The organism is Kitasatospora sp. NPDC058162, from assembly GCF_042884005.1.
GTDB lineage: Bacteria > Actinomycetota > Actinomycetes > Streptomycetales > Streptomycetaceae > Kitasatospora.
The window spans coordinates 286,105-303,886 of the sequence record NZ_JBHVUS010000006.1 but is presented as its reverse complement, the minus strand read 5'-3'; the positions used below and the strand labels follow the sequence as shown (position 1 = coordinate 303,886).

Annotated in this window: 17 protein-coding genes; 8 read left to right on the top strand and 9 right to left on the bottom strand. The window is 73.6% G+C overall.

Going from position 1 to position 17,782, the window contains the following annotated elements; all coding sequences use genetic code 11:
* Nucleotides 1–103: 103 nt before the first annotated feature.
* The gene (locus tag ACFVXG_RS15060; protein ID WP_387927621.1) at nucleotides 104–1,306 is read left to right on the top strand and encodes an 8-amino-7-oxononanoate synthase; all 1,203 of its coding nucleotides are present in this window, start codon (nucleotides 104–106) and stop codon (nucleotides 1,304–1,306) included.
* Nucleotides 1,307–1,828 carry a hypothetical protein gene (locus ACFVXG_RS15055; protein WP_387927619.1) on the top strand — a complete coding sequence of 174 codons (522 nt, stop codon included), beginning with the start codon at nucleotides 1,307–1,309 and terminating at the stop codon, nucleotides 1,826–1,828. It abuts the gene before it with no gap.
* Here ACFVXG_RS15055 and ACFVXG_RS15050 read toward each other — a convergent pair.
* Nucleotides 1,818–2,114: a hypothetical protein gene (locus ACFVXG_RS15050; protein WP_387927617.1), complete on the bottom strand. Its 297-nt coding sequence runs from the start codon at nucleotides 2,112–2,114 to the stop codon at nucleotides 1,818–1,820. The genes ACFVXG_RS15055 and ACFVXG_RS15050 overlap by 11 nt on opposite strands.
* Nucleotides 2,115–2,206: 92 nt before the next feature.
* On the opposite strand from ACFVXG_RS15050, the gene ACFVXG_RS15045 reads away from it, so the two are divergent.
* The gene (locus ACFVXG_RS15045; protein WP_387927615.1) at nucleotides 2,207–2,671 is read left to right on the top strand and encodes a hypothetical protein; all 465 of its coding nucleotides are present in this window, start codon (nucleotides 2,207–2,209) and stop codon (nucleotides 2,669–2,671) included.
* Between the two features lie 3 nt (nucleotides 2,672–2,674).
* Here ACFVXG_RS15045 and ACFVXG_RS15040 read toward each other — a convergent pair whose 3' ends face one another.
* Genes ACFVXG_RS15040 through ligD form a run of 3 tightly spaced genes read right to left on the bottom strand, consistent with a single transcriptional unit; the run spans nucleotide 2,675 to nucleotide 5,018 of the window.
* Nucleotides 2,675–3,325, bottom strand: a complete 651-nt coding sequence (locus tag ACFVXG_RS15040) for a GNAT family N-acetyltransferase (RefSeq protein WP_387927613.1) — start codon at nucleotides 3,323–3,325, stop codon at nucleotides 2,675–2,677.
* A gap of 47 nt (nucleotides 3,326–3,372) precedes the next feature.
* Nucleotides 3,373–3,975 carry a class I SAM-dependent methyltransferase gene (locus ACFVXG_RS15035; RefSeq protein WP_387927611.1) on the bottom strand — a complete coding sequence of 201 codons (603 nt, stop codon included), beginning with the start codon at nucleotides 3,973–3,975 and terminating at the stop codon, nucleotides 3,373–3,375.
* Between the two features lie 29 nt (nucleotides 3,976–4,004).
* Entirely contained in the window at nucleotides 4,005–5,018 is a 1,014-nt protein-coding gene (ligD, locus tag ACFVXG_RS15030) for a non-homologous end-joining DNA ligase (RefSeq protein ID WP_387927609.1), read from the bottom strand.
* Between the two features lie 66 nt (nucleotides 5,019–5,084).
* On the opposite strand from ligD, the gene ACFVXG_RS15025 reads away from it, so the two are divergent.
* Complete coding sequence (locus ACFVXG_RS15025; RefSeq protein ID WP_387927607.1) at nucleotides 5,085–6,146, top strand: ATP-dependent DNA ligase; 1,062 nt, start codon at nucleotides 5,085–5,087, stop codon at nucleotides 6,144–6,146.
* A gap of 71 nt (nucleotides 6,147–6,217) precedes the next feature.
* On the opposite strand, the gene ACFVXG_RS15020 is transcribed toward ACFVXG_RS15025, so the two are convergent.
* Nucleotides 6,218–7,609, bottom strand: a complete 1,392-nt coding sequence (locus ACFVXG_RS15020; protein ID WP_387927606.1) for a serine hydrolase domain-containing protein — start codon at nucleotides 7,607–7,609, stop codon at nucleotides 6,218–6,220.
* Between the two features lie 466 nt (nucleotides 7,610–8,075).
* Between ACFVXG_RS15020 and tdh the strand changes: the two genes are divergently transcribed.
* The 3 genes from tdh (at nucleotide 8,076) to ACFVXG_RS15005 (ending at nucleotide 12,267) form a co-directional block, all read left to right on the top strand.
* Nucleotides 8,076–9,104 carry an L-threonine 3-dehydrogenase gene (gene tdh, locus ACFVXG_RS15015; RefSeq protein ID WP_387927604.1) on the top strand — a complete coding sequence of 343 codons (1,029 nt, stop codon included), beginning with the start codon at nucleotides 8,076–8,078 and terminating at the stop codon, nucleotides 9,102–9,104.
* Nucleotides 9,105–9,170: 66 nt separating this feature from the next.
* Entirely contained in the window at nucleotides 9,171–10,364 is a 1,194-nt protein-coding gene (locus ACFVXG_RS15010) for a glycine C-acetyltransferase (RefSeq protein WP_387927602.1), read from the top strand.
* A 304-nt stretch (nucleotides 10,365–10,668) separates the two neighbouring features.
* A complete protein-coding gene (locus ACFVXG_RS15005) occupies nucleotides 10,669–12,267 on the top strand; it encodes a CocE/NonD family hydrolase (protein ID WP_387927600.1) in 1,599 nt (532 codons plus the stop codon).
* Nucleotides 12,268–12,404: 137 nt separating this feature from the next.
* On the opposite strand, the gene ACFVXG_RS15000 is transcribed toward ACFVXG_RS15005, so the two are convergent.
* Nucleotides 12,405–13,760, bottom strand: a complete 1,356-nt coding sequence (locus ACFVXG_RS15000) for a hypothetical protein (RefSeq protein WP_387927599.1) — start codon at nucleotides 13,758–13,760, stop codon at nucleotides 12,405–12,407.
* 220 nt (nucleotides 13,761–13,980) lie between these two features.
* On the opposite strand from ACFVXG_RS15000, the gene ACFVXG_RS14995 reads away from it, so the two are divergent.
* Nucleotides 13,981–14,892 carry a LysR family transcriptional regulator gene (locus tag ACFVXG_RS14995; protein WP_387927597.1) on the top strand — a complete coding sequence of 304 codons (912 nt, stop codon included), beginning with the start codon at nucleotides 13,981–13,983 and terminating at the stop codon, nucleotides 14,890–14,892.
* A gap of 60 nt (nucleotides 14,893–14,952) precedes the next feature.
* Here ACFVXG_RS14995 and ACFVXG_RS14990 read toward each other — a convergent pair whose 3' ends face one another.
* Genes ACFVXG_RS14990 through ACFVXG_RS14980 form a run of 3 tightly spaced genes read right to left on the bottom strand, consistent with a single transcriptional unit; the run spans nucleotide 14,953 to nucleotide 17,772 of the window.
* Nucleotides 14,953–15,690 carry a thioesterase II family protein gene (locus ACFVXG_RS14990; protein WP_387927596.1) on the bottom strand — a complete coding sequence of 246 codons (738 nt, stop codon included), beginning with the start codon at nucleotides 15,688–15,690 and terminating at the stop codon, nucleotides 14,953–14,955.
* Nucleotides 15,691–15,720: 30 nt separating this feature from the next.
* The gene (locus tag ACFVXG_RS14985; protein ID WP_387927594.1) at nucleotides 15,721–16,536 is read right to left on the bottom strand and encodes an ArsR/SmtB family transcription factor; all 816 of its coding nucleotides are present in this window, start codon (nucleotides 16,534–16,536) and stop codon (nucleotides 15,721–15,723) included.
* Between the two features lie 57 nt (nucleotides 16,537–16,593).
* Complete coding sequence (locus ACFVXG_RS14980; RefSeq protein ID WP_387927592.1) at nucleotides 16,594–17,772, bottom strand: cytochrome P450; 1,179 nt, start codon at nucleotides 17,770–17,772, stop codon at nucleotides 16,594–16,596.
* Nucleotides 17,773–17,782: the final 10 nt, after the last annotated feature.

Here is a 17,782-nt window from a genome sequence, read left to right as displayed (position 1 = left end):
CACCCGCGGTGAACTCCGTGTGGACGGCGACAAGAAAACCCCGGCCAAGCTGTGCCGAGTCGCACATTGCCCCCGTCTCGCCGCCCGTGCCAGAGTGCCGGGCATGGCCCACCCCCTCGCTTCCCAGACCCGCCCCGCCGTCACGCCCGCCCCCGGGGAGGTCTTCGACTGGCTCGACGAGGCCGCCGAGCTGCGCGCCGACGCCGGACTGACCCGGCGGCTGCGCAGCCGGCGCGCGGACGATGTGGTGCTGGACCTCGCGGGGAACGACTACCTGGGGCTCACCAGGCACCCGGTGGTGACGGCCGCGGCGGGCGAGGCCGCGCAGCGGTGGGGCGGCGGGGCGACCGGGTCGCGGCTGGTGACCGGGACGACCGCGCTGCACACCGAACTGGAGCAGGAACTGGCCGAGTTCTGCGGAGTGGAGGCCGCGCTGGTGTTCTCCTCCGGGTACACCGCCAACCTCGCCGCACTCACCGCGCTGACCGACCCGGACACCCTGATCGTCTCCGACGCCTACAACCACGCCTCGCTGATCGACGGCTGCCGACTCGCCCGCGCCGACGTCCACCGGGCGCCGCACAGCGACCCGGCCGCCGTGGCCGAGGTGCTGGCCGGGCGGCAGCAGCGGCGGGCGCTGGTGGTGAGCGACTCGGTGTTCTCGGTGGACGGCGACGCGGCGCCGCTGCGCGGGCTGTCCCAGGCCGCCCGGGCGCACGGCGCCGCTCTGCTGGTGGACGACGCCCACGGGCTGGGCGTGCTCGGCCCCGGCGGGCGCGGGGCGCTCGCGGCGGCCGGACTGGCCGGGGACCCGGACACCGTCGCCACCGTCACCCTGTCCAAGTCGCTCGGCTCCCAGGGCGGCGCGGTGCTCGGCCCGCGCCGGGTGATCCGGCACCTCACCGAGACCGCCCGCACCTTCATCTTCGACACCGGCCTCGCCCCCGCCGCCGTCGGCGCCGCCCTCGCCGCGCTGCGCCTGCTGCGCGCCGAACCGCAGCGCGCCGACCGGGCCCGCGAAGTCGCCCGCAGCCTCTCCGCCCAGCTCACCGCCGTCGGCCTGCACGCCTGCGAGCCGGACGCGGCTGTGGTCTCGGTCCGCGCCCCGGGCCCGGAAGCCGCCGTCACCTGGGCCGCCGACTGCCTCCGCGCGGGCCTCGCCGTGGGCTGCTTCCGCCCCCCGTCCGTCCCGGACGGCATCTCCCGCCTGCGCCTGACCGCCCGCGGGGACCTCACGGACGCCCAGATCACCGCCGCCGTCCGCACCATCGCCGACCTCGCCCCGACGGGCGCCCGGAGCGCATAGATGGCTGAGCCGCTGCTCTGGGACGACGTGGCGTACATGTTCGACCCGAGCGACGGGGGGACGCTGCCGGACGTGGTCGTGGAGGGCACCACGGCGGCCGACTGGCAGCTGCTGCTCGACCTCGTCCGGGAGCGGGGCTGGGCGCACGAGTACGACGACGGCGACACCGTCCGGCCGCTCCCCGCGGCCGTGACCGTGCTCGCGCGCCCGGACGACGCGGACTGCCCGAGCCTGGTGGTGCGGCCGACCGCGGACGTGTGCGCGATCTTCCGGTTCTACGCCGCCGAGACGATCGACTTCGACGTCTCGCTCCTGGAGATCCAGGGACAGGACCGCCTGGACGTGCTCTGCGCGTTCCTGACCGCGATCGGGCGCCGGCTGGGCAAACCGGTGGTGATGTACGCCGAGGGCGGCTACCCGGACTGCCCGATGATCGGGTACGACCCCGAGGCCGAGCGGGTCGTGCTGCTGCGTGCGGGGCGCATAGCCGCTCGGCGACCAAGCGATTCGATCAGGGCGTGAGGTCGATGGTCCGGACAGGCTCGGGAGGTCGGTGGATCGCCGCGAGGGCCAGGCGCCGGTCGAGTTCGGCGTCCAGCTGCCGGGTCTGCGCGGCGTCCGGGTCGTAGCCGATCCAGGACTTGAGGGCCGAGCGGGCCTGTTCGGCGCGCTCGGCCCGTTCGGCGGGGGTGAGCCGGCTGTCGGCGAGGCGGGTGAGGTAGGCGCGTAGAGAAAGGCGCTCGGCGGTCGCGATCTCGGCGAGCCGGTCGCGCGTTTCGACGGGGATCTGAATGGTGGCGTCGGCCATGGGAGGCTCCCTGGGGTTTCCGCCAGGGTACGGGGATACGCACCTGTACTCGCGGCTTTCCTCACGGTTGACCCTCGGGGTAGGAGGGTGAGATGGCTGATCTGCGGTGGGAGGACCACGCCGGGTGGCTGCTCGATCCGGGGCGGGACGGCTGGTTGCCGGGCGGGGGCATCGCGGGTACCACGGTGGGGGACTGGCAGGCGTTGCTGGACCTGGTGGTGGAGCGGGGCTGGGAGCGGCTGTTCCTGGTCGGGTGTTTCGAGATGGCGTTGCCGTCGGCGGAGGTGCTGTCCTGGCCGCGGGCCGGGGCCGCGCGTCCGGTGTTGAGCGTGCGGCCGGGGTCCGGGGTGGGGGTGGTGTTCCGGTTCGGCGGTGCGGAGCGGATCGACTTCGACGTCGATGTCGAGCAACTCCGCGGCCAGGAAGGGCTGGATGTGCTGTGCGGCTTCCTGGCCGCGGTCGGGCGGCGGCTGGGCAGGTCGGTGCCGACGTACGCGGAGGGCACCACCCCGTTCCTCGGGTACGACCTGGCGGCCGACCGGGTCCGGGTGCGCTGACCCCTAGGGTTGCCCGAGGACGAGGAGGGCCTCCGCGCCGATCGGGCGGTAGCCAGCGGCTTGGAAGGCGCGGACGCTGGGGGCGTTGCCGGGGGCCTGTTGGGCCCAGACGGCGTCGCCCTCCGGGAGGAGGTGGCGGGCGGCGGTGGCGAGGGCGCGGCCGAGGCCCCGGCCCTGGGCGTGCGGGTCGACTTCGACGGCGGTCTCCCAGCGGCCGGCCACGCCGCGGCCGAGGATGAGCACGCCGCCGTCGGCCTGGTACGCCCGGACGTCCTCGCGGTAGCGCAACGCCCGTACCACGCGCGGGTGTTCGCGGTCCTCGACCGGGGTGAGGGGCAGATCCGGCGGGCCGGGGAGGCGGTCGGCGACGGTGAGCAGGTCGATGTTGTTGACGGTCCGTCCGGTCCGCTCCGTGAAGGCGGTGAGGAACGGCGGGCAGAGCGGCGCGGACAGCGGGTCGCCGGGGGCGGCGGCGAGGGTGGCGTGCACCCAGTCCGGGTCCTCGTCGGTGAAGACCACGGCGTGCGCGGCGAAGGAGACCACCCCGGCCTCGCGCGGCGAGGGCTGGGGCAGCACCGTCACCGTCCCGTCCGGCGGCGGGAACACGCCGCCCGCCGCGTCGGCCAGGATCTCCGCCAGCCCCCGTACGCCCATGTCCGTTCCCTCCCTGGAAATCCTGGTCATTCGTCCGGTCCAGTTGATCACCGCGGGCGGCGGTACGCCAGCAGGTAGCGCCAGAACAGCAGTCGCCGCAGCCGGAAACCGGGCAGGTGCCGGGTGGCGTACGCCCGGATGTCGGGGAGCGAGGTCTGCGGCATCGCGACCGGCGCCCGGACGGCCGGTGGCGGTGTGCCGCGTTCGCGCAGGTGGACGGCGAGGCGGCAGAGCGCGTTGACCGGCACCGCCGCGAGGCTGATCAGCCGGTCGCCGGGGGTGGTCTCGCGGTAGCAGCCCAGCACGACCAGGACGCCGCCGGGGGCGAGCGCCTCGCGCAGCCGGGCGAGGGTGACCAGCGGCAGGTGGTGGAGGCTGGCCAGGCAGGAGATGAAGTCGTAGTGTCCGGGCGGCAGTTGGAGGTCGGTGAGGTCGCTCTGCCGGTAGTGGACCGAGGCCGGGGCGGAGGAGCTGCGGGCGGCGGTGAGGACGGCCTCGTCGCGGTCGACGGCGTCCACCTCCAGCCCCCGGCGGGCGAGCGCCCGGGCGAAGCGGCCGGTGCCGCAGCCGGCGTCCAGGGCGCGGCGGGCGCTGGGCGGCACGGCGCGCAGCAGTACCCGGTGGTAGTGGTCGTTGTGGTCGAAGGGCATCCGGTCAGACTAGACAGGCCCCGCGTGGCTCAGGCGGGCTTCTTGCGGGCCCGGCTCGGCTGTACCCGGGTCGGCTCGCCGGCGGCCTTGGGGTGGTCGGGCGGGTAGGGGAGTTCGCCGAGGCCCTCGTCGTGCAGCTGCTGGTCGTAGAGCTCCAGCAGGGCGTCCAGCCGGAAGGCGTGCTCCGCCATCTCCGCGTTGAGGTCGCCGAGTTCGGCGAAGCGGGCGGGGACGGTCCGCAGGTCGAAGTCCTCGGGGGAAGCGTCGTCGAGTTCGTCCCAGCGCAGCGGGGCGGAGGCGGTGGCGCGGGGGCGGGCGCGCAGCGAGTAGGCGGAGGCGATGGTGCGGTCGCGCGCCATCTGGTTGTAGTCGACGAAGATGCGTTCGCCGCGTTCCTCCTTCCACCAGGCGGTGGTGACCTTGCCGGGCATCCGCTGTTCCAGCACCCGGCCGAGGGCGATCACGGCGTGCCGCCCGTCGGTGAAGGTCCACTCGGGCACCAGCGGCACGTAGACGTGCAGGCCGCGCCCGCCGGAGGACTTGGGCCAGCCGCGCAGCCCGTGCTCCTCCAGCAGGGCGCGCAGTTCGTGGGCGGCGCGGACGGCGTCGTGGAAGTCGGTGCCGGGTTGCGGGTCGAGGTCGATGCGCAGTTCGTCGACGTGGTCGGTGTCGGCGCGCCGGACCGGCCAGGGGTGGAAGGTGAGGCAGCCCAGGTTGGCGGCCCACAGCACGGCGGCCGGTTCGGTGGGGCAGATCTCGTCGGCGGAGCGGCCGCTGGGGAACTCGATCCGGGCGGTGGGCAGCCAGTCCGGCAGGCCTTTGGGGGCGCGTTTCTGGTAGAAGAACTCGCCGTCCACGCCGTCGGGGAAGCGCTGGAGGGTGGTGGGCCGGTCGCGCAGCCCGCGCAGCACCCCGTCGGCGACGGCCAGGTAGTACTGGGCGACGTCCAGCTTGGTGAAGCCGCGCTCCGGGTAGTACACCTTGTCCGGGTTGGACAGCCGGACGGTGCGCCCGGCGACTTCGAGTTCGACGGCTGAGCCCATGCCTCTCACGCTAAGGGCGCCGCGCCCGGCGCGCGCCCCGGGGCGAAGCGCGCGAGGCTGGGACGCATGGACCTGCCCGTGATGCCGCCGGTGGCGCCGATGCTCGCCAAGTCGGTGGCCAGGATCCCGCCGGGGATGCAGTACGAGGCCAAGTGGGACGGCTTCCGCAGCATCGTGTTCCGCGACGGCGACGAGGTGGAGCTGGGCAGCCGCACCGGCAAGCCGCTGACCAGGTACTTCCCCGAGCTGGTGGAGGCCTTCCGGCGGGAGCTGCCGCCGCGCTGCGTGCTGGACGGCGAGGTGGTGATCGCCCGGGACGGGCGGCTGCGCTTCGAGGAGCTGCTGGAGCGGATCCACCCGGCGGCGAGCCGGGTGAAGCTGCTCGCCGAGCGGACGCCCGCCTCCTTCATCGCCTTCGACCTGCTCGCCCTCGGTGACGACCCGCTGGTCGACGAGCCGCTGTCGGTGCGCCGCGCGGCCCTGGAGGCGGCGCTCGCCGGGGCGGCCGACCCGGTGTTCACCGCCCCGGCCTCGACCGACCGCGAGCTGGCGCAGACCTGGTTCGCCGAGTACGAGGGCGCCGGGCTGGACGGAGTGGTGGCCAAGCCGCTGGACCAGCCGTACCGGCCGGGCGAGCGGACCATGTTCAAGATCAAGCACGAGCGCACCGCGGACTGCGTGGTGGCCGGCTACCGCGAGCACAAGAGCGGCCCGGTGGTCGGCTCGCTGCTGCTGGGCATCCACGACGACGAGGGCCGGCTGCAGCACGTCGGCGTGTGCGCGGCCTTCTCGATGGCCCGCCGCCGCGAACTGGTCGAGGAGCTGGCCCCGCTGAGGATGGACGATCTCACCCAACACCCTTGGGGCGCTTGGGCGGAGGAGTCCGCGCACGCCGAGGGGCGGCTGCCGGGGGCGGTCAGCCGCTGGACCGGCGGCAAGGACCTGTCCTGGATCGCGCTGCGTCCGGAGCGGGTGGTCGAGGTGGCCTACGACCACATGGAGGGCACCCGCTTCCGGCACACCGCGCAGTTCCGCCGCTGGCGGCCGGACCGCACGCCGGAGAGCTGCGGCTACGGGCAGTTGGAGGAGCCGGTCTCGTACGACCTCGGCAAGGTGCTGGGGATCTGACGGAGAGTCATGAATGCTGCGGGCCCGACCCGGTCGCGCCGGGTCGGGCCCGCAGTTCGTGCCCGCCGGGGTCAAGCCCGCACGGTGGTGGGGGCGTTGCCCGGGAGGGAGGGCGCGCCGCTGCCGGAGCTGCCGGCCGTGGGGGAGCCGGACGCCGGGCCGGACGCCGAGCCCGAGGCCGGGGTTGACGGCGGGGCGGTCTGGGTCGGGAGCGCGTAGACGTTGTTCGGCGAGATGATCTTGGTGATCGCGTTCGCGAACAGCGTGGACGGCTCCTGGCCCTGGGAGAGCACATCGGTGTTGAGCAGCAGCACCAGGGTGGCCTGGGCGTCCGGCATGTACACCGCGACGCTCTCGTAGCCCGGCATCGAGCCGTTGTGCCCGATCCAGCCGTTGTTGTTGAACAACCCGAAGCCGTAGGTGACGCCCGCGTCGCCGGTGGGCAGGGTCTTCAACCGCTCGGCCTGGCTCGCCGGGCTGATGATCGCGCCGGTGGCCATGGTCTTGGCCCAGCTCTCCAAGTCGGCGAGCTGGGTGATGACGGCCCCGGCCGTCCAGGCCCAGGACGGGTTCCAGTTGGTGGCGTCCTGGATGTCCCCGTTGGGCGTCTGGTTGGTGTAGCCGTGGGCGTGCGGATCGGGGAGCGTCCCGTCGGTGGGGAAGCTCGTCTTGGCCAGCGAGGCGGGCGTGAACACCTGGGCCTGGAGGAAGTCGCCCGCGCTCTGCCCGCCGACCTTCTCGATCAGCTTGCCCAAGATGATGTAGTTGCTGTTGTTGTACTGGAACCGCTGGCCGGGCGGGAACACGGCGGGGTGCTTGTAGCCGTAGGCGAGCAGCTGGTCCGGGGTGAACACGTGGTTCGGGTCGCCGATCAGGGTGTTCACGAAGTCCGGGTCGGAGCTGTACGGGAACAGGCCGCTGCGCATCTCGCCGAGCTGGCGGACGGTGATCCCGTCGCCGCCGGGGACGCCGTCCACGTACTTGGAGATCGGGTCGTCCAGCTTCACTTTGCCCTGGTCCACCAGGCGCAGCACGGCGGTCGCCGTGAAGGTCTTGCTCTCGCTGCCGATGCGGCTGAACAGCCCGGGGTCCATCGGCGTGTTGGCGGTCTTGTCGGAGACGCCGAAGGACTTCTGGTACGTGCCGCCCGGCGTGATGATCCCGACCGAGATGCCGGGGATCGAGTTCTGCTTCAGCACCTGCTGGACGGCGGCGTCCAGCTTGGCGGTGACGGCCGGGGTCAACGGCACCACCGCGTTCGAGGAGGCGGACGCCGAGGCGGTGGCGGACGGGCTGAGCGCGGCCGGTTCGGCGGTGACCGCCGGCTCGGCGGCCTGCCGGGTGGACGTCGAATCGCCGGAGCAGGCGGTGGCGGCCAGCAGGCCGGCCAGTGCGAGGGCGGCTCCTGCGGCCAGCCGGGCGGAGCGGGGAGCGGCCGGGCGGGGCCGTCGGGTATCGGTCATGGGGTTGGGACGCCTCTCTGCGGCGAAGCGGCGAAGGGCCCCGGAGCGCTGCTCCACGGGGCCGTGGGGGAGCGTCGCCACCGTAAGCACCGCGCTCGAACACCCGCGCGCCGGTGGCGGCCGGGCTGGCCCGAACGGACCCAAGCCCACCCGACTGGCCCGCTCCCGCTGGCGGACCGTTGTCAAGTACCCCGGCGCCACGGCCGGTTGGTGTCGCGACCGGTGCCCCGCGCTCGGCCGGACGGGTGAGCACCGGCACGCCGCACCAGCCCCCGGGCCCAGCTCGGGCACGATCGTTTAGCCCAGCTGTGGCCGCCCTTAAGAATTCCTCGATGGACCGCACCCCCTCTCACCAGGCAGATTTCTGCCTGCCGGAGTGTGCCCGCCAGGAGCGGCCGCACCGCGCCCCGCGGCCTGCCCGACCCTCGAAGGCCGTACCGGATCAGCACGTCAGGAGCCGTCGCCCGTGAAGGCACTCGTCAAGCAGCACGCCGAGCCCGGCCTGTGGATGATCGACGTCCCCAAGCCCGAGATCGGCCCCGGCGAGGTGCTGATCAAGGTGCTGCGCACCGGCATCTGCGGCACCGACCTGCACATCCGCAAGTGGGACGGCTGGGCGCAGCAGACCATCAAGACCCCGCTGGTGCTCGGCCACGAGTTCGTCGGCGAGGTCGCCGAGATCGGCGCCGGCGTCGCGGACATCGCGATCGGCGACCTGGTCAGCGGCGAGGGCCACCTGGTCTGCGGCAAGTGCCGCAACTGCCTGGCCGGGCGCCGCCACCTGTGCCGCAACACCGTCGGCCTGGGCGTCAACCGGGACGGCGCCTTCGCCGAGTACGTGGCGCTGCCCGCCTCCAACGTCTGGGTGCACCGGGTGCCGGTCGACCTCGACGTGGCCGCGATCTTCGACCCCTTCGGCAACGCCGTGCACACCGCGCTGTCCTTCCCGCTGGTCGGCGAGGACGTGCTGGTCACCGGCGCCGGCCCGATCGGCATCATGGCGGCCGCCGTCGCCAAGCACGCCGGCGCCCGCAACGTGATGATCACCGACGTCTCCCCGTACCGCCTCGACCTGGCCCGCCAGGTCGGCGTGACGCTGGCGCTCAACGTCGCCGAGCACACCATCGAGGAGGGCCAGCAGAAGCTGGGCCTGCGCGAGGGCTTCGACGTCGGCCTGGAGATGTCCGGCCGCCCCGAGGCGATGCAGTCGATGATCGCCAACATGACCCACGGCGGCAAGATCGCCATGCTGGGCCTGCCGGCCGAGGACTTCCCGGTGGACTGGGCCTCGATCGTCACCTCGATGATCACCATCAAGGGCATCTACGGCCGCGAGATGTTCGAGACCTGGTACGCGATGTCCGTGCTGCTGGAGGGCGGCCTGGACCTCAGCCCGGTGATCACCGGCCGGTACTCCGCGGACAACTTCGAGGCCGCCTTCGACGACGCCGCGAGCGGCAACTGCGGCAAGATCATCCTCGACTGGACCGCCTGAGCCCCGCCCGGCCCCCGCCTGAGCCCGCTGATCCGCCGCCCCGCCGCTACGACTAGGAGTCTGCCCGTGTTCGACAACGTGCGCGCCGACATCGCCACCACCCTCGACGAGATCCGCGAGGCCGGCCTGTTCAAGCCGGAGCGGGTGATCGGCAGCCCGCAGAGCGCCGAGGTCACCGTCACCTCCGGCGGCCGCCCCGGCGAGGTGCTCAACTTCTGCGCCAACAACTACCTCGGCCTGGCCGACCACCCCGAGGTGCTCGCCGCGGCCAAGGACGCGCTGGACCGCTGGGGCTACGGCATGGCCTCGGTGCGCTTCATCTGCGGCACCCAGGACGTGCACAAGGAGCTCGAGGACCGCCTCTCGGCCTTCCTCGGCCAGGAGGACACCATCCTCTACTCCTCGTGCTTCGACGCCAACGGCGGCGTCTTCGAGACCCTGCTGGACGACCGCGACGCCGTCATCTCCGACGCGCTCAACCACGCCAGCATCATCGACGGCATCCGGCTCAGCAAGGCCCGCCGCCACCGCTACGCCAACCGCGACCTGGCCGACCTGGAGCAGCAGCTCAAGGAGACCCAGGACGCCCGCCGCCGCCTGATCGTCACCGACGGCGTCTTCTCGATGGACGGCTACGTCGCCCCGCTGCGCGAGATCTGCGACCTGGCCGACCGCTACGACGCCATGGTCATGGTCGACGACTCGCACGCCGTCGGCTTCGTCGGCGCCGGCGGTCGCGGCACCCCCGAACTGCACGGCGTGATGGACCGGGTGGACATCATCACCGGCACCCTGGGCAAGGCGCTCGGCGGCGCCTCCGGCGGCTACGTCGCCGCCCGCCGGGAGATCGTCGCCCTGCTGCGCCAGCGTTCGCGCCCGTACCTGTTCTCCAACTCGCTGGCCCCGGTGATCGCGGCCGCCTCGCTGAAGGTGCTCGACCTGGTCGAGCAGTCCAACGAGCTGCGCGAGCGCCTCGCGGCCAACACCGCGCTGTTCCGCAGCAAGATGACCGAGGCCGGCTTCGAGATCCTGCCGGGCGACCACCCGATCGCCCCGGTGATGATCGGTGACGCGGCGAAGGCGGGCCGACTGGCCGAACTCCTGCTGGAGCGCGGCGTGTACGTGATCGGCTTCTCGTACCCGGTGGTCCCGCACGGCGCCGCCCGGATCCGGGTCCAGCTCTCCGCGGCCCACTCCACCGAGGACGTCGAGCGCGCCGTCGCCGCCTTCGTGGACGCCCGCGCCGCGCTGGAGGGCTGACCCCCACAAGCCGCCCGCGGGGCCGAGCCGCTCGGAACCGGCCCGTCCCCGCGGGCTCACAACCGCCGTACGGCGGTGGCGAATCGATGCGCCACTGCCTGCCCGGCCCCATGACCAACTGCCCCACCCTCCCGCCTCGGGGGTGGGACACCGGCCCGCTCCGGTGTCCCACCCCCGTTCGCGGTTCCGGCCCCGAGCTCACGTTACCGGCCAGTAATTTGGCTGATCATCACCTCCTCCGGGGCCGGTTCCGCTCACTAGGCTCACCAAGATCACATCGGGTGGACTGAGGGAGCAGAGCGTGATGGCACGACCCCACCGGACCGGCGGACACCGGGCGGCGAGCACCGCCCTCGCCCTGGCGCTCGGGCTCGGGCTGGCAACGGGGGCGGTGGCACAACCCGCGGTCGCCGCGCCCGCGTCCGGGCCCGCCGCCGGGCCCGCCGCCGCGACGGCGCTCGGCGGCTTCCGGCTGGCGGACATCACCGCCCGGGACGGCGTCGTGCTCAAGGCCGACGTGTTCACCCCGCCCGCCGGGACGCCCGGGGCGGACGCCCGGGGGCGCTACCCGGTGGTGGTGCAGCCCGCGAGCTGGGGGCAGAACGACCTGGAGTACGTCGCCCAGGGGCACCGGTTCGCCGCCGCCGGCTACGTCGTCGTGACGTACACCGTGCGCGGGTTCTGGGGTTCGGGCGGCGAGGTGGACGTCGCCGGGCCCAAGGACGTCGCCGACATCTCGACGGTGATCGACTGGGCCCTCGCCCACACCCCGGCGGACCCGGACCGGGTCGGCATGATCGGCCTGTCGCTCGGCGGCGGCCTCACCCTCCTCGGCGCCGCGTTCGACCCGCGGATCAAGGCCGTCGCCTCGCTGAGCGGCTGGGCCGACCTGACCGACGCGCTGTACAGCGGGCAGACCCGGCACACCGGCGCCGCCACCAGGCTCGCCAGGATCGAGGGCCTGACCGGCCGCAAGAGCCCGGAGTTCGCCACCGCCCTGGACGACCTGTTCGCCGACCGCGACCTGCCCTCGGTGATCGCCTGGGCGAACCTCCGCTCACCCGCCACCTACCTGGACCGGATCAACGCCAACGGCGCCGCGGTCTACCTCGCCAACGGCTGGAACGACAGCTTCTTCAACCCCGGCCAGATGACCGACTTCTACCGGCGGCTGACCGTCCCCAAGCGCCTCGAACTGCGACCCGGCGACCACGCGACCCAGGAGCTCACCGGCCTGCTCGGCTTCTCCAACGCCACCTGGGACGACGCCCGCGGCTGGCTTGACCAGCACCTCAAGGGCGCGGCCGGCGCGGGCCTGCCGCAGGGCGTCGACCTGGAGGTCCGCCCGGGCGGCGGCCACGAGGCGTACCCGGACTGGGGCTCGGTCAACTCCCGTACCGAGCAGCTGACGTTCGACGGGACCGGCACCGTCCGCGGTGACCGGCCCTCCGGCGCGAGCGGCGGCACCGTGATCCTCGGCGGCCTGGTCGACCAGTGGCTGCACCAGCCGCCGACCGTCCTGGTGCCGCTGCTCGACCGCGACGCCGCCGCCGTCCGGCAGTCCGAGCCGTACGGGCGGGGCCTCGCCGTGCGCGGGGCCGTCCGGGTGCACACCACCGTCACCGACTCCGCGCCGCAGGGCACGGCCGTCGCCTACCTCTACGACGTGGACGCGCTCGGCGTCGGCCGGCTGATCGCGCACGCCCCGCAGAGCTGGGCCGGACGCCCGGCCGGGCAGCCCTTCCCGCTGGACGTCACGCTGTTCCCCACCGCGTACGACCTCCCGGCGGGCCACCGGCTCGCGCTGGTGCTCGGCACCCGGGACGGCCTGTACGGCGGCGAGACGCCGCAGGACGCCACGGTGACCTTCGGTCCGGCGGAGGTCTCGCTGCCCGTCCGCTGAGGTGCTGCCGCCGATTGCCCCGGCCGACGGGCCCGGGCAATCGGCGGCAGGGGAGTCGGCGGCCGGGCGGGCCCGGCGTCAACTGCTGAGATGGATTCGATCAGAGAATACGTCAACTGTCGTAAGCGGCAGTGGGGTCACAGCCGGCGCAGGAACACGTCCGTGGCGGTGCCGGTGTCGCCCGGTACCAGGTTGGCGTCCTCCGCTGTGAAGAGGACGCTGTCGCCGGTGGCGTCGACGTGCGGGTTGTACGACGCGCCGGTGCTCTGCGAGCCGTCCGCGGTGAGGCTCACCCGCTCGGTCCGGCCGGTCCACATGTCCCGGCGGAACACGTCGCTCTGCTGGTTGGTGTCGCCGGGCACCAGGTCGTCGGCGCCGGAGTCGAAGTAGAGCCAGCGGCCGTCGAGCGTCATGGCGGGGTCGTACGCGCCGTCGGTGCTCGTGGTGCCGGGCAGCGGGGTGTTGATCAGCGTGACGGTGCCGGTGGCCAGCTCGCGGGCGTAGAGGTCCATCCGGATGCCGTGCTGCCGCCCGCCGCTGTAGACCGGCAGGCCGTAGAGCGCGAACCGGCCGTCGGGGCTGATCCGGGCGTCGCCGCCGGCGCCGTGCAGGCTGCCGGCGTCGTCCATGCTGGCGCCGGTGATCGTGCCGGTGTCGGCCTTCCAGACGTAGTACGGGTAGAACCGGGGCCCGGCCAGCTCGGCGGTGGCGGGCGCGGGTGCGGGCAGCGGGACGAGGTTGGCGGCCCGGGAGGTGAATCCGACGGTGCCGCCGTCCGCGCTGATGGTCGGGTTGAAGGAGTTGTCGGCGGCGGTTTCGCCGTTGACGCCGGTGGTGACCAGCCTGGTGGTGTGGGTCCAGCGGTCGGTGACGAAGACGTTCTGCTTGCCGCGCCGCACGCCCGGGGCCAGGTCGGTGCGGTTGGACGCGTAGGCGACGTAGCGGCCGTCGAAGCTCATGGTGGGGTTGTAGGCGCTGCGGATGGTCTCGTCGTCGGTGGTGCTGAGGTTGCCCGTGGTGACCAGCTCGGTGCGGCCCGTCCACAGGTCCCGGAGGTAGATGTCGCTCTGGTGCTTGGCCTGGCCGGGCACCACGTTGGTGGCGGCCGAGCTGAAGGCGACGTAGCGGCCGTCGCCGCTGATCGAGGCGTCCGAGGTGGGGGCGTTCAGCCGGGAGCCGTCATCGGCGACGGCGGCCCGCTGGATGTGCCCGTTGCGCAGGTCCCGGACGTAGACGTCGCTGGTGGTCGGGGTGCCGTCGGGCAGCAGGTTCGTGGCGCTCGACGAGAACAGCGCGGTGCGGCCGTCGGCGCTCAGCCCGAGCGCGTTCGAGTAGCCGTCGAGCTGCTCGCCCTTCGGGCCCTCGCTGACCCGGGCGGTGTCGCCCTTGGGCGGGCGGGCCTCGGCGGCGGGCATCACGGCGCCGACCGCGAGGGCGGCCACCAGGACGCAGCCGGTACGGGCCAGTCGGCGGCGGGAACGTGCGGTGGTCATGGACATCCTCCCCTGATGTCGAATGCCGGGCCCTCGGATCCCCCGCGGCCCGGCTCGAGGAGGAGCCAAACGCCGCTGGGCCCGGGCGGTCAACGGGGCGAGGCGATCCCGGCCCGAAATACGCCATCGGTCGTACCGCGGTCCGGGACCGCTCCCGGCCCGGACCGCTCGCGGACCGCTGCCGGACCGGACCGCCGCGCCGCGCTGGCAGAATTGGGGTGTGATCGACGCACGACGGCTGCGGACCCTCCGGGCCGTGGCGGACCACCGCACCGTGACCGCCGCGGCGGCCGCCCTCTACCTGACCCCCTCCGCCGTCTCCCAGCAGCTGGCCGCCCTGGAGCAGGAGACCGGCCACCACCTGCTGGCCCGGGAGGGCCGGGGCGTGCGGCTGACCGCCGCCGGGGAGATCCTGCTCGGCCACGCCGACGCGGTGATGGCCCAGCTGGAGCGGGCCGAGGCCGACCTGGCCGCCTACAGCGCGGGCGTGGCGGGCGAGGTCACCGTCGCCTCCTTCGCCACCGGCATCTCGCACGTGCTCGCCCCGGCGATCGGCCTGCTGGCCGGGCGCGCCCCCGGGGTGCGGCTCAAGGTGCTGGACGCCGAGGGCGACGCCAGCCTGCCGATGGTGCTGGACGGCCGGGCCGACCTCGCGGTGGCCGTCGAGTACCGGGGCGCCCCGCGCGCCGACGACGCCCGGCTGACCAGGGTCCCGCTGTACGCCGAGCCCTTCGAGGCCGTGCTGCCGCAGGCCCACCCGCTGGCCGCCGAGGCGGGGCCGCTGGCGGTGGCCGCGCTGGCGGACGAGCCGTGGATCGGCCCCTACCCGGGCAACCCCTGCCACGACGTGGTGCTGCTGGCCTGCGAGCACGCCGGCTTCCAGCCGCGCCTGCTGCACTCCTCCGACGACTTCCGGGCCGTCGTCGCCCTGGCCTCGGCGGGCGCGGGCGTCGCCCTGGTGCCGCGCTCCGCGCTGCGCGGGGTGGACCTGGCCCGGGTGGCCGTCCGTCCGGTCGACAGCGACCTGGCCACCCGCCGGGTCTTCGCCGCCGTCCGGGCCGGCGCCGACGGGCATCCGCTGATCCGCCCCGTCCTCGACGTCCTGGCCGAGGCGGGCGCCGCCGGCGCCTGACCGATTTCCGCTCCGCGGAATTCGTCGAATTCGTTTCGCATCTTGATGAATTCCCGGCGGTCAGGTATTCCCGGCCGTGCTCGGGTAAACCGAGGCGGCGAGCCGGGCGACTTCCGCGGCGGCCGGAACGAGATAGAAGTGGTCGCCCGCCAGGACGTGCAGCGAGAACGCGCCGTCGGTGGTCGCGGCCCAGCCGCGGGCCTGCTCCACCGTCACCTGCGGGTCCCGGTCGCCGGTCAGGGCGAGCAGGTCGGCGCGCAGTCGGGGCGCGTCGGGGGAGCGCCGGTAGCGGTCGATCAGCCGGTAGTCGTTGCGGATGATCGGCAGCAGCAGTTCGCGCAGGTCGGGGTCGTCGAGGACGGCGGCCTGGGTGCCGCCGAGCTCCTGGACGGTCCGCACCAGCTGCTCGTCGGTGTGGTCGCCGGGCCCGGGGGCGGTGTCCGGGGCCCGCCCCGAGACGCACAGCCGCAGGACCGGGGAGTCGCCGGCCGCCTCCAGCCGGAGCAGGGTCTCGTACGCCACCGCGGCGCCCATGCTGTGCCCGAACAGGACGGTCGGCAGCGGCGGCAGCGGGCGCAGGTGCTCGGCCACGGCGTCCGCCAGGGTGGCGAGGTCCGGGACCAGCGGCTCGCGGAAACGGTTCTCCCGGCCCGGGTACTGGACGGCCAGCAGCTCCGTCGACGGGTCCAGGTGGGCGGGCCAGGAGCGGAAGAAGCTCGCGCCGCCGCCCGCGTGCGGGAAGCACACCAGGCGCAGCGCGGGCCGCGCGGGGGCGGAATGGCGGGTCAGGTACGACATGCCTGCTCGATTCGTCAGCTCGTCAGCTCGTCAGCCGAGGAGGGTCTCGCCCAGCGGGGTGAGGGCGTGGACGGTGGAGTTGTGGCGCCGCTCGGTGGTCACGAACCCGGCGCGGCGCAGGACGGTGAGGTGCTTGCTGGCGGACGGCGTGGAGATGTGCAGCCGGTCCGCGACCTGTCCGGTGGAGCGGGACTCCCGCAGGCTCCCCAGGACGTCCGCCCGGGTGCGCCCGAGCAGGTCCTGCAGCGCGGAGCGGGCGCTCTGGCCGTTCCAGAGCGCGGCCGCGTCCTCCACCGACGGGACGATGTTGTAGACCAGGATCGGCAGCCCGTGCCAGCCCATCTCCCGGTCGATCAGGAACGGGCGCGGCGCGAACAGCGAGGGGACCAGCGTCAGTCCCTGGCCGACCAGCACCACCTCGCGGGAGGGCTGGACGTTGTCGATGCGCAGCGTCGGCGAGCGCCAGACCACCGCCGGGTGCCGGTTGTTGAGCACGTGCTCCATGCCGCCGGTCACCACCTCCCGGCCGCAGGCGTCGCGCTCGGCCCGCAGGAACTGGTGGATCCGGTCCCAGAACGGCTCGACCGCCTCGCCGGGGAACGGGTCCCCCTCCGGCGGCCGGCCGGAGGTCAGCGCTTCCAGCAGGGTGCCGCGCGACTCGGCCGGCGGCGAGCTGAGCGGGGATCTGCGGGAGCGGCTGCGGACCGCCCGCCGCCACTCGGAGAACACGTCCCGTCTCTGCTCGCCGAGCCGGTTCCAGGCCAGGTGCGCCTCGAAGGCCAGGCCGAGCGTGTCGATGACGCGAATGCGCGATAAATCGTCGACGCTGAGCCGCAACTCCAGCATATGAATTCCCCCGAGTGATTCACGACAGTCAAAAGCGCAGGTCAGTGGTGAGTGATGTCAGCGGTAAGTGACGGAGACCGGCAGGCCACTGTAGCCCTGGACCAGATTGGATCGCATCCAATTCACATTTCCCGCCGATTCCACCGACCGCACCTCGGACACCAGGCGCCGCAGCAGCTCGCGCAGCTCGACCCGGGCCAGCGCGGCGCCCAGGCAGTGGTGCGGGCCGTTGCCGAAGCCCAGGTGGCGGTTGGGCGCGCGGTCCGCGAGGAAGCGGTCGGGGTCGGTGAACAGCCGCTCGTCCCGGTTGGCCGCCGCCAGCCAGGCCACCACCGCCTCGCCCTTGCGGATCGGCTGCCCGCCGACCTCCCAGTCGGCGGTGGCCACCCGCAGGACGTGGGCGGCCGGGGAGGTCCAGCGGACCAGCTCCTCCACGGCCCGGTCGATCAGCCCCGGGTCCTCGGCCAGGGCGTGCAGCGCCTCCGGGTGGGCCTGGAGGGCGTGGAAGGCGCCGGTGACCGAGTGCCGGGTGGTCTCGTTGCCGCCGATCAGGACGTTGTCGCAGTTGACCAGGACGTCCTCGGTGCTCAGCCGCTCGTCCGCGAGCAGCGCGCTGACCAGGTCCGCTCCGGGCCGGCGCCGGCGCTGCTCGATCAACTCGTCGAAGTAGAACAGGATCTCGGTGTGCGCCTGGGCCGGAGTCAGCCGGTCGAACGTGCTCTCCGCGCCGCCGAAGGCGTGGTTGGTCAGGTCGATCAGCTGCTCGCGCTCGGCCAGCGGCACCCCGATGATCTCGCAGACCACCGCGGCGGGCAGCCGCGGGCCGATCTCCAGGGCGACGTCGGTGGGCCCGCCCGAGCGCAGGCGGTCGAGGATCTCCTGGACCTCCCGCTGGAGCACCGACTCCAGCTCCGGCGCGCGCAGCCGGGACAGGAACGGGCCGATCAGCCGCTTGAGGGTGGCGTGCCAGTCGCCCTCGCTGGCCACCAGCATCCGCCCGCCGGAGCTGTCGGTGTGGTCGGCGTCGAAGCCGATCATCATGCCGTACTCGGAGGTGAGCGGGGCCTTGGGGGAGAGCACGGCCGAGACGTCCCGGTGGGAGAAGACCGACCAGAACCCGCCGGGGGAGACGCCCGGTTCGCTCCAGACCACGGCGTTCGCCGCGGCGTAGTCCTGCCACATCGCGAACCTGGCGTCCGTGGTGTAGAGATCGGGGTCGCCCAGATCGATGGTCATGCCGGTCGGT

Excerpts from the sequence above, each read along its gene's own strand:
- ACFVXG_RS15040 (WP_387927613.1), bottom strand. The coding sequence starts at position 3,325 with ATGGGCGTACGGGGGCTGGCGGAGATCCTGGCCGACGCGGCGGGCGGC.
- ACFVXG_RS15020 (WP_387927606.1), bottom strand. The coding sequence starts at position 7,609 with ATGACCGATACCCGACGGCCCCGCCCGGCCGCTCCCCGCTCCGCCCGG.
- ACFVXG_RS15005 (WP_387927600.1), top strand. The coding sequence starts at position 10,669 with ATGGCACGACCCCACCGGACCGGCGGACACCGGGCGGCGAGCACCGCC.
- ACFVXG_RS15035 (WP_387927611.1), bottom strand. The coding sequence starts at position 3,975 with ATGCCCTTCGACCACAACGACCACTACCACCGGGTACTGCTGCGCGCC.
- ACFVXG_RS15045 (WP_387927615.1), top strand. The coding sequence starts at position 2,207 with ATGGCTGATCTGCGGTGGGAGGACCACGCCGGGTGGCTGCTCGATCCG.
- ACFVXG_RS14980 (WP_387927592.1), bottom strand. The coding sequence starts at position 17,772 with ATGACCATCGATCTGGGCGACCCCGATCTCTACACCACGGACGCCAGG.
- ACFVXG_RS15025 (WP_387927607.1), top strand. The coding sequence starts at position 5,085 with ATGGACCTGCCCGTGATGCCGCCGGTGGCGCCGATGCTCGCCAAGTCG.
- ACFVXG_RS15060 (WP_387927621.1), top strand. The coding sequence starts at position 104 with ATGGCCCACCCCCTCGCTTCCCAGACCCGCCCCGCCGTCACGCCCGCC.
- ACFVXG_RS14990 (WP_387927596.1), bottom strand. The coding sequence starts at position 15,690 with ATGTCGTACCTGACCCGCCATTCCGCCCCCGCGCGGCCCGCGCTGCGC.
- ACFVXG_RS15055 (WP_387927619.1), top strand. The coding sequence starts at position 1,307 with ATGGCTGAGCCGCTGCTCTGGGACGACGTGGCGTACATGTTCGACCCG.
- ligD (WP_387927609.1), bottom strand. The coding sequence starts at position 5,018 with ATGGGCTCAGCCGTCGAACTCGAAGTCGCCGGGCGCACCGTCCGGCTG.
- ACFVXG_RS14985 (WP_387927594.1), bottom strand. The coding sequence starts at position 16,536 with ATGCTGGAGTTGCGGCTCAGCGTCGACGATTTATCGCGCATTCGCGTC.
- ACFVXG_RS15050 (WP_387927617.1), bottom strand. The coding sequence starts at position 2,114 with ATGGCCGACGCCACCATTCAGATCCCCGTCGAAACGCGCGACCGGCTC.
- ACFVXG_RS15000 (WP_387927599.1), bottom strand. The coding sequence starts at position 13,760 with ATGACCACCGCACGTTCCCGCCGCCGACTGGCCCGTACCGGCTGCGTC.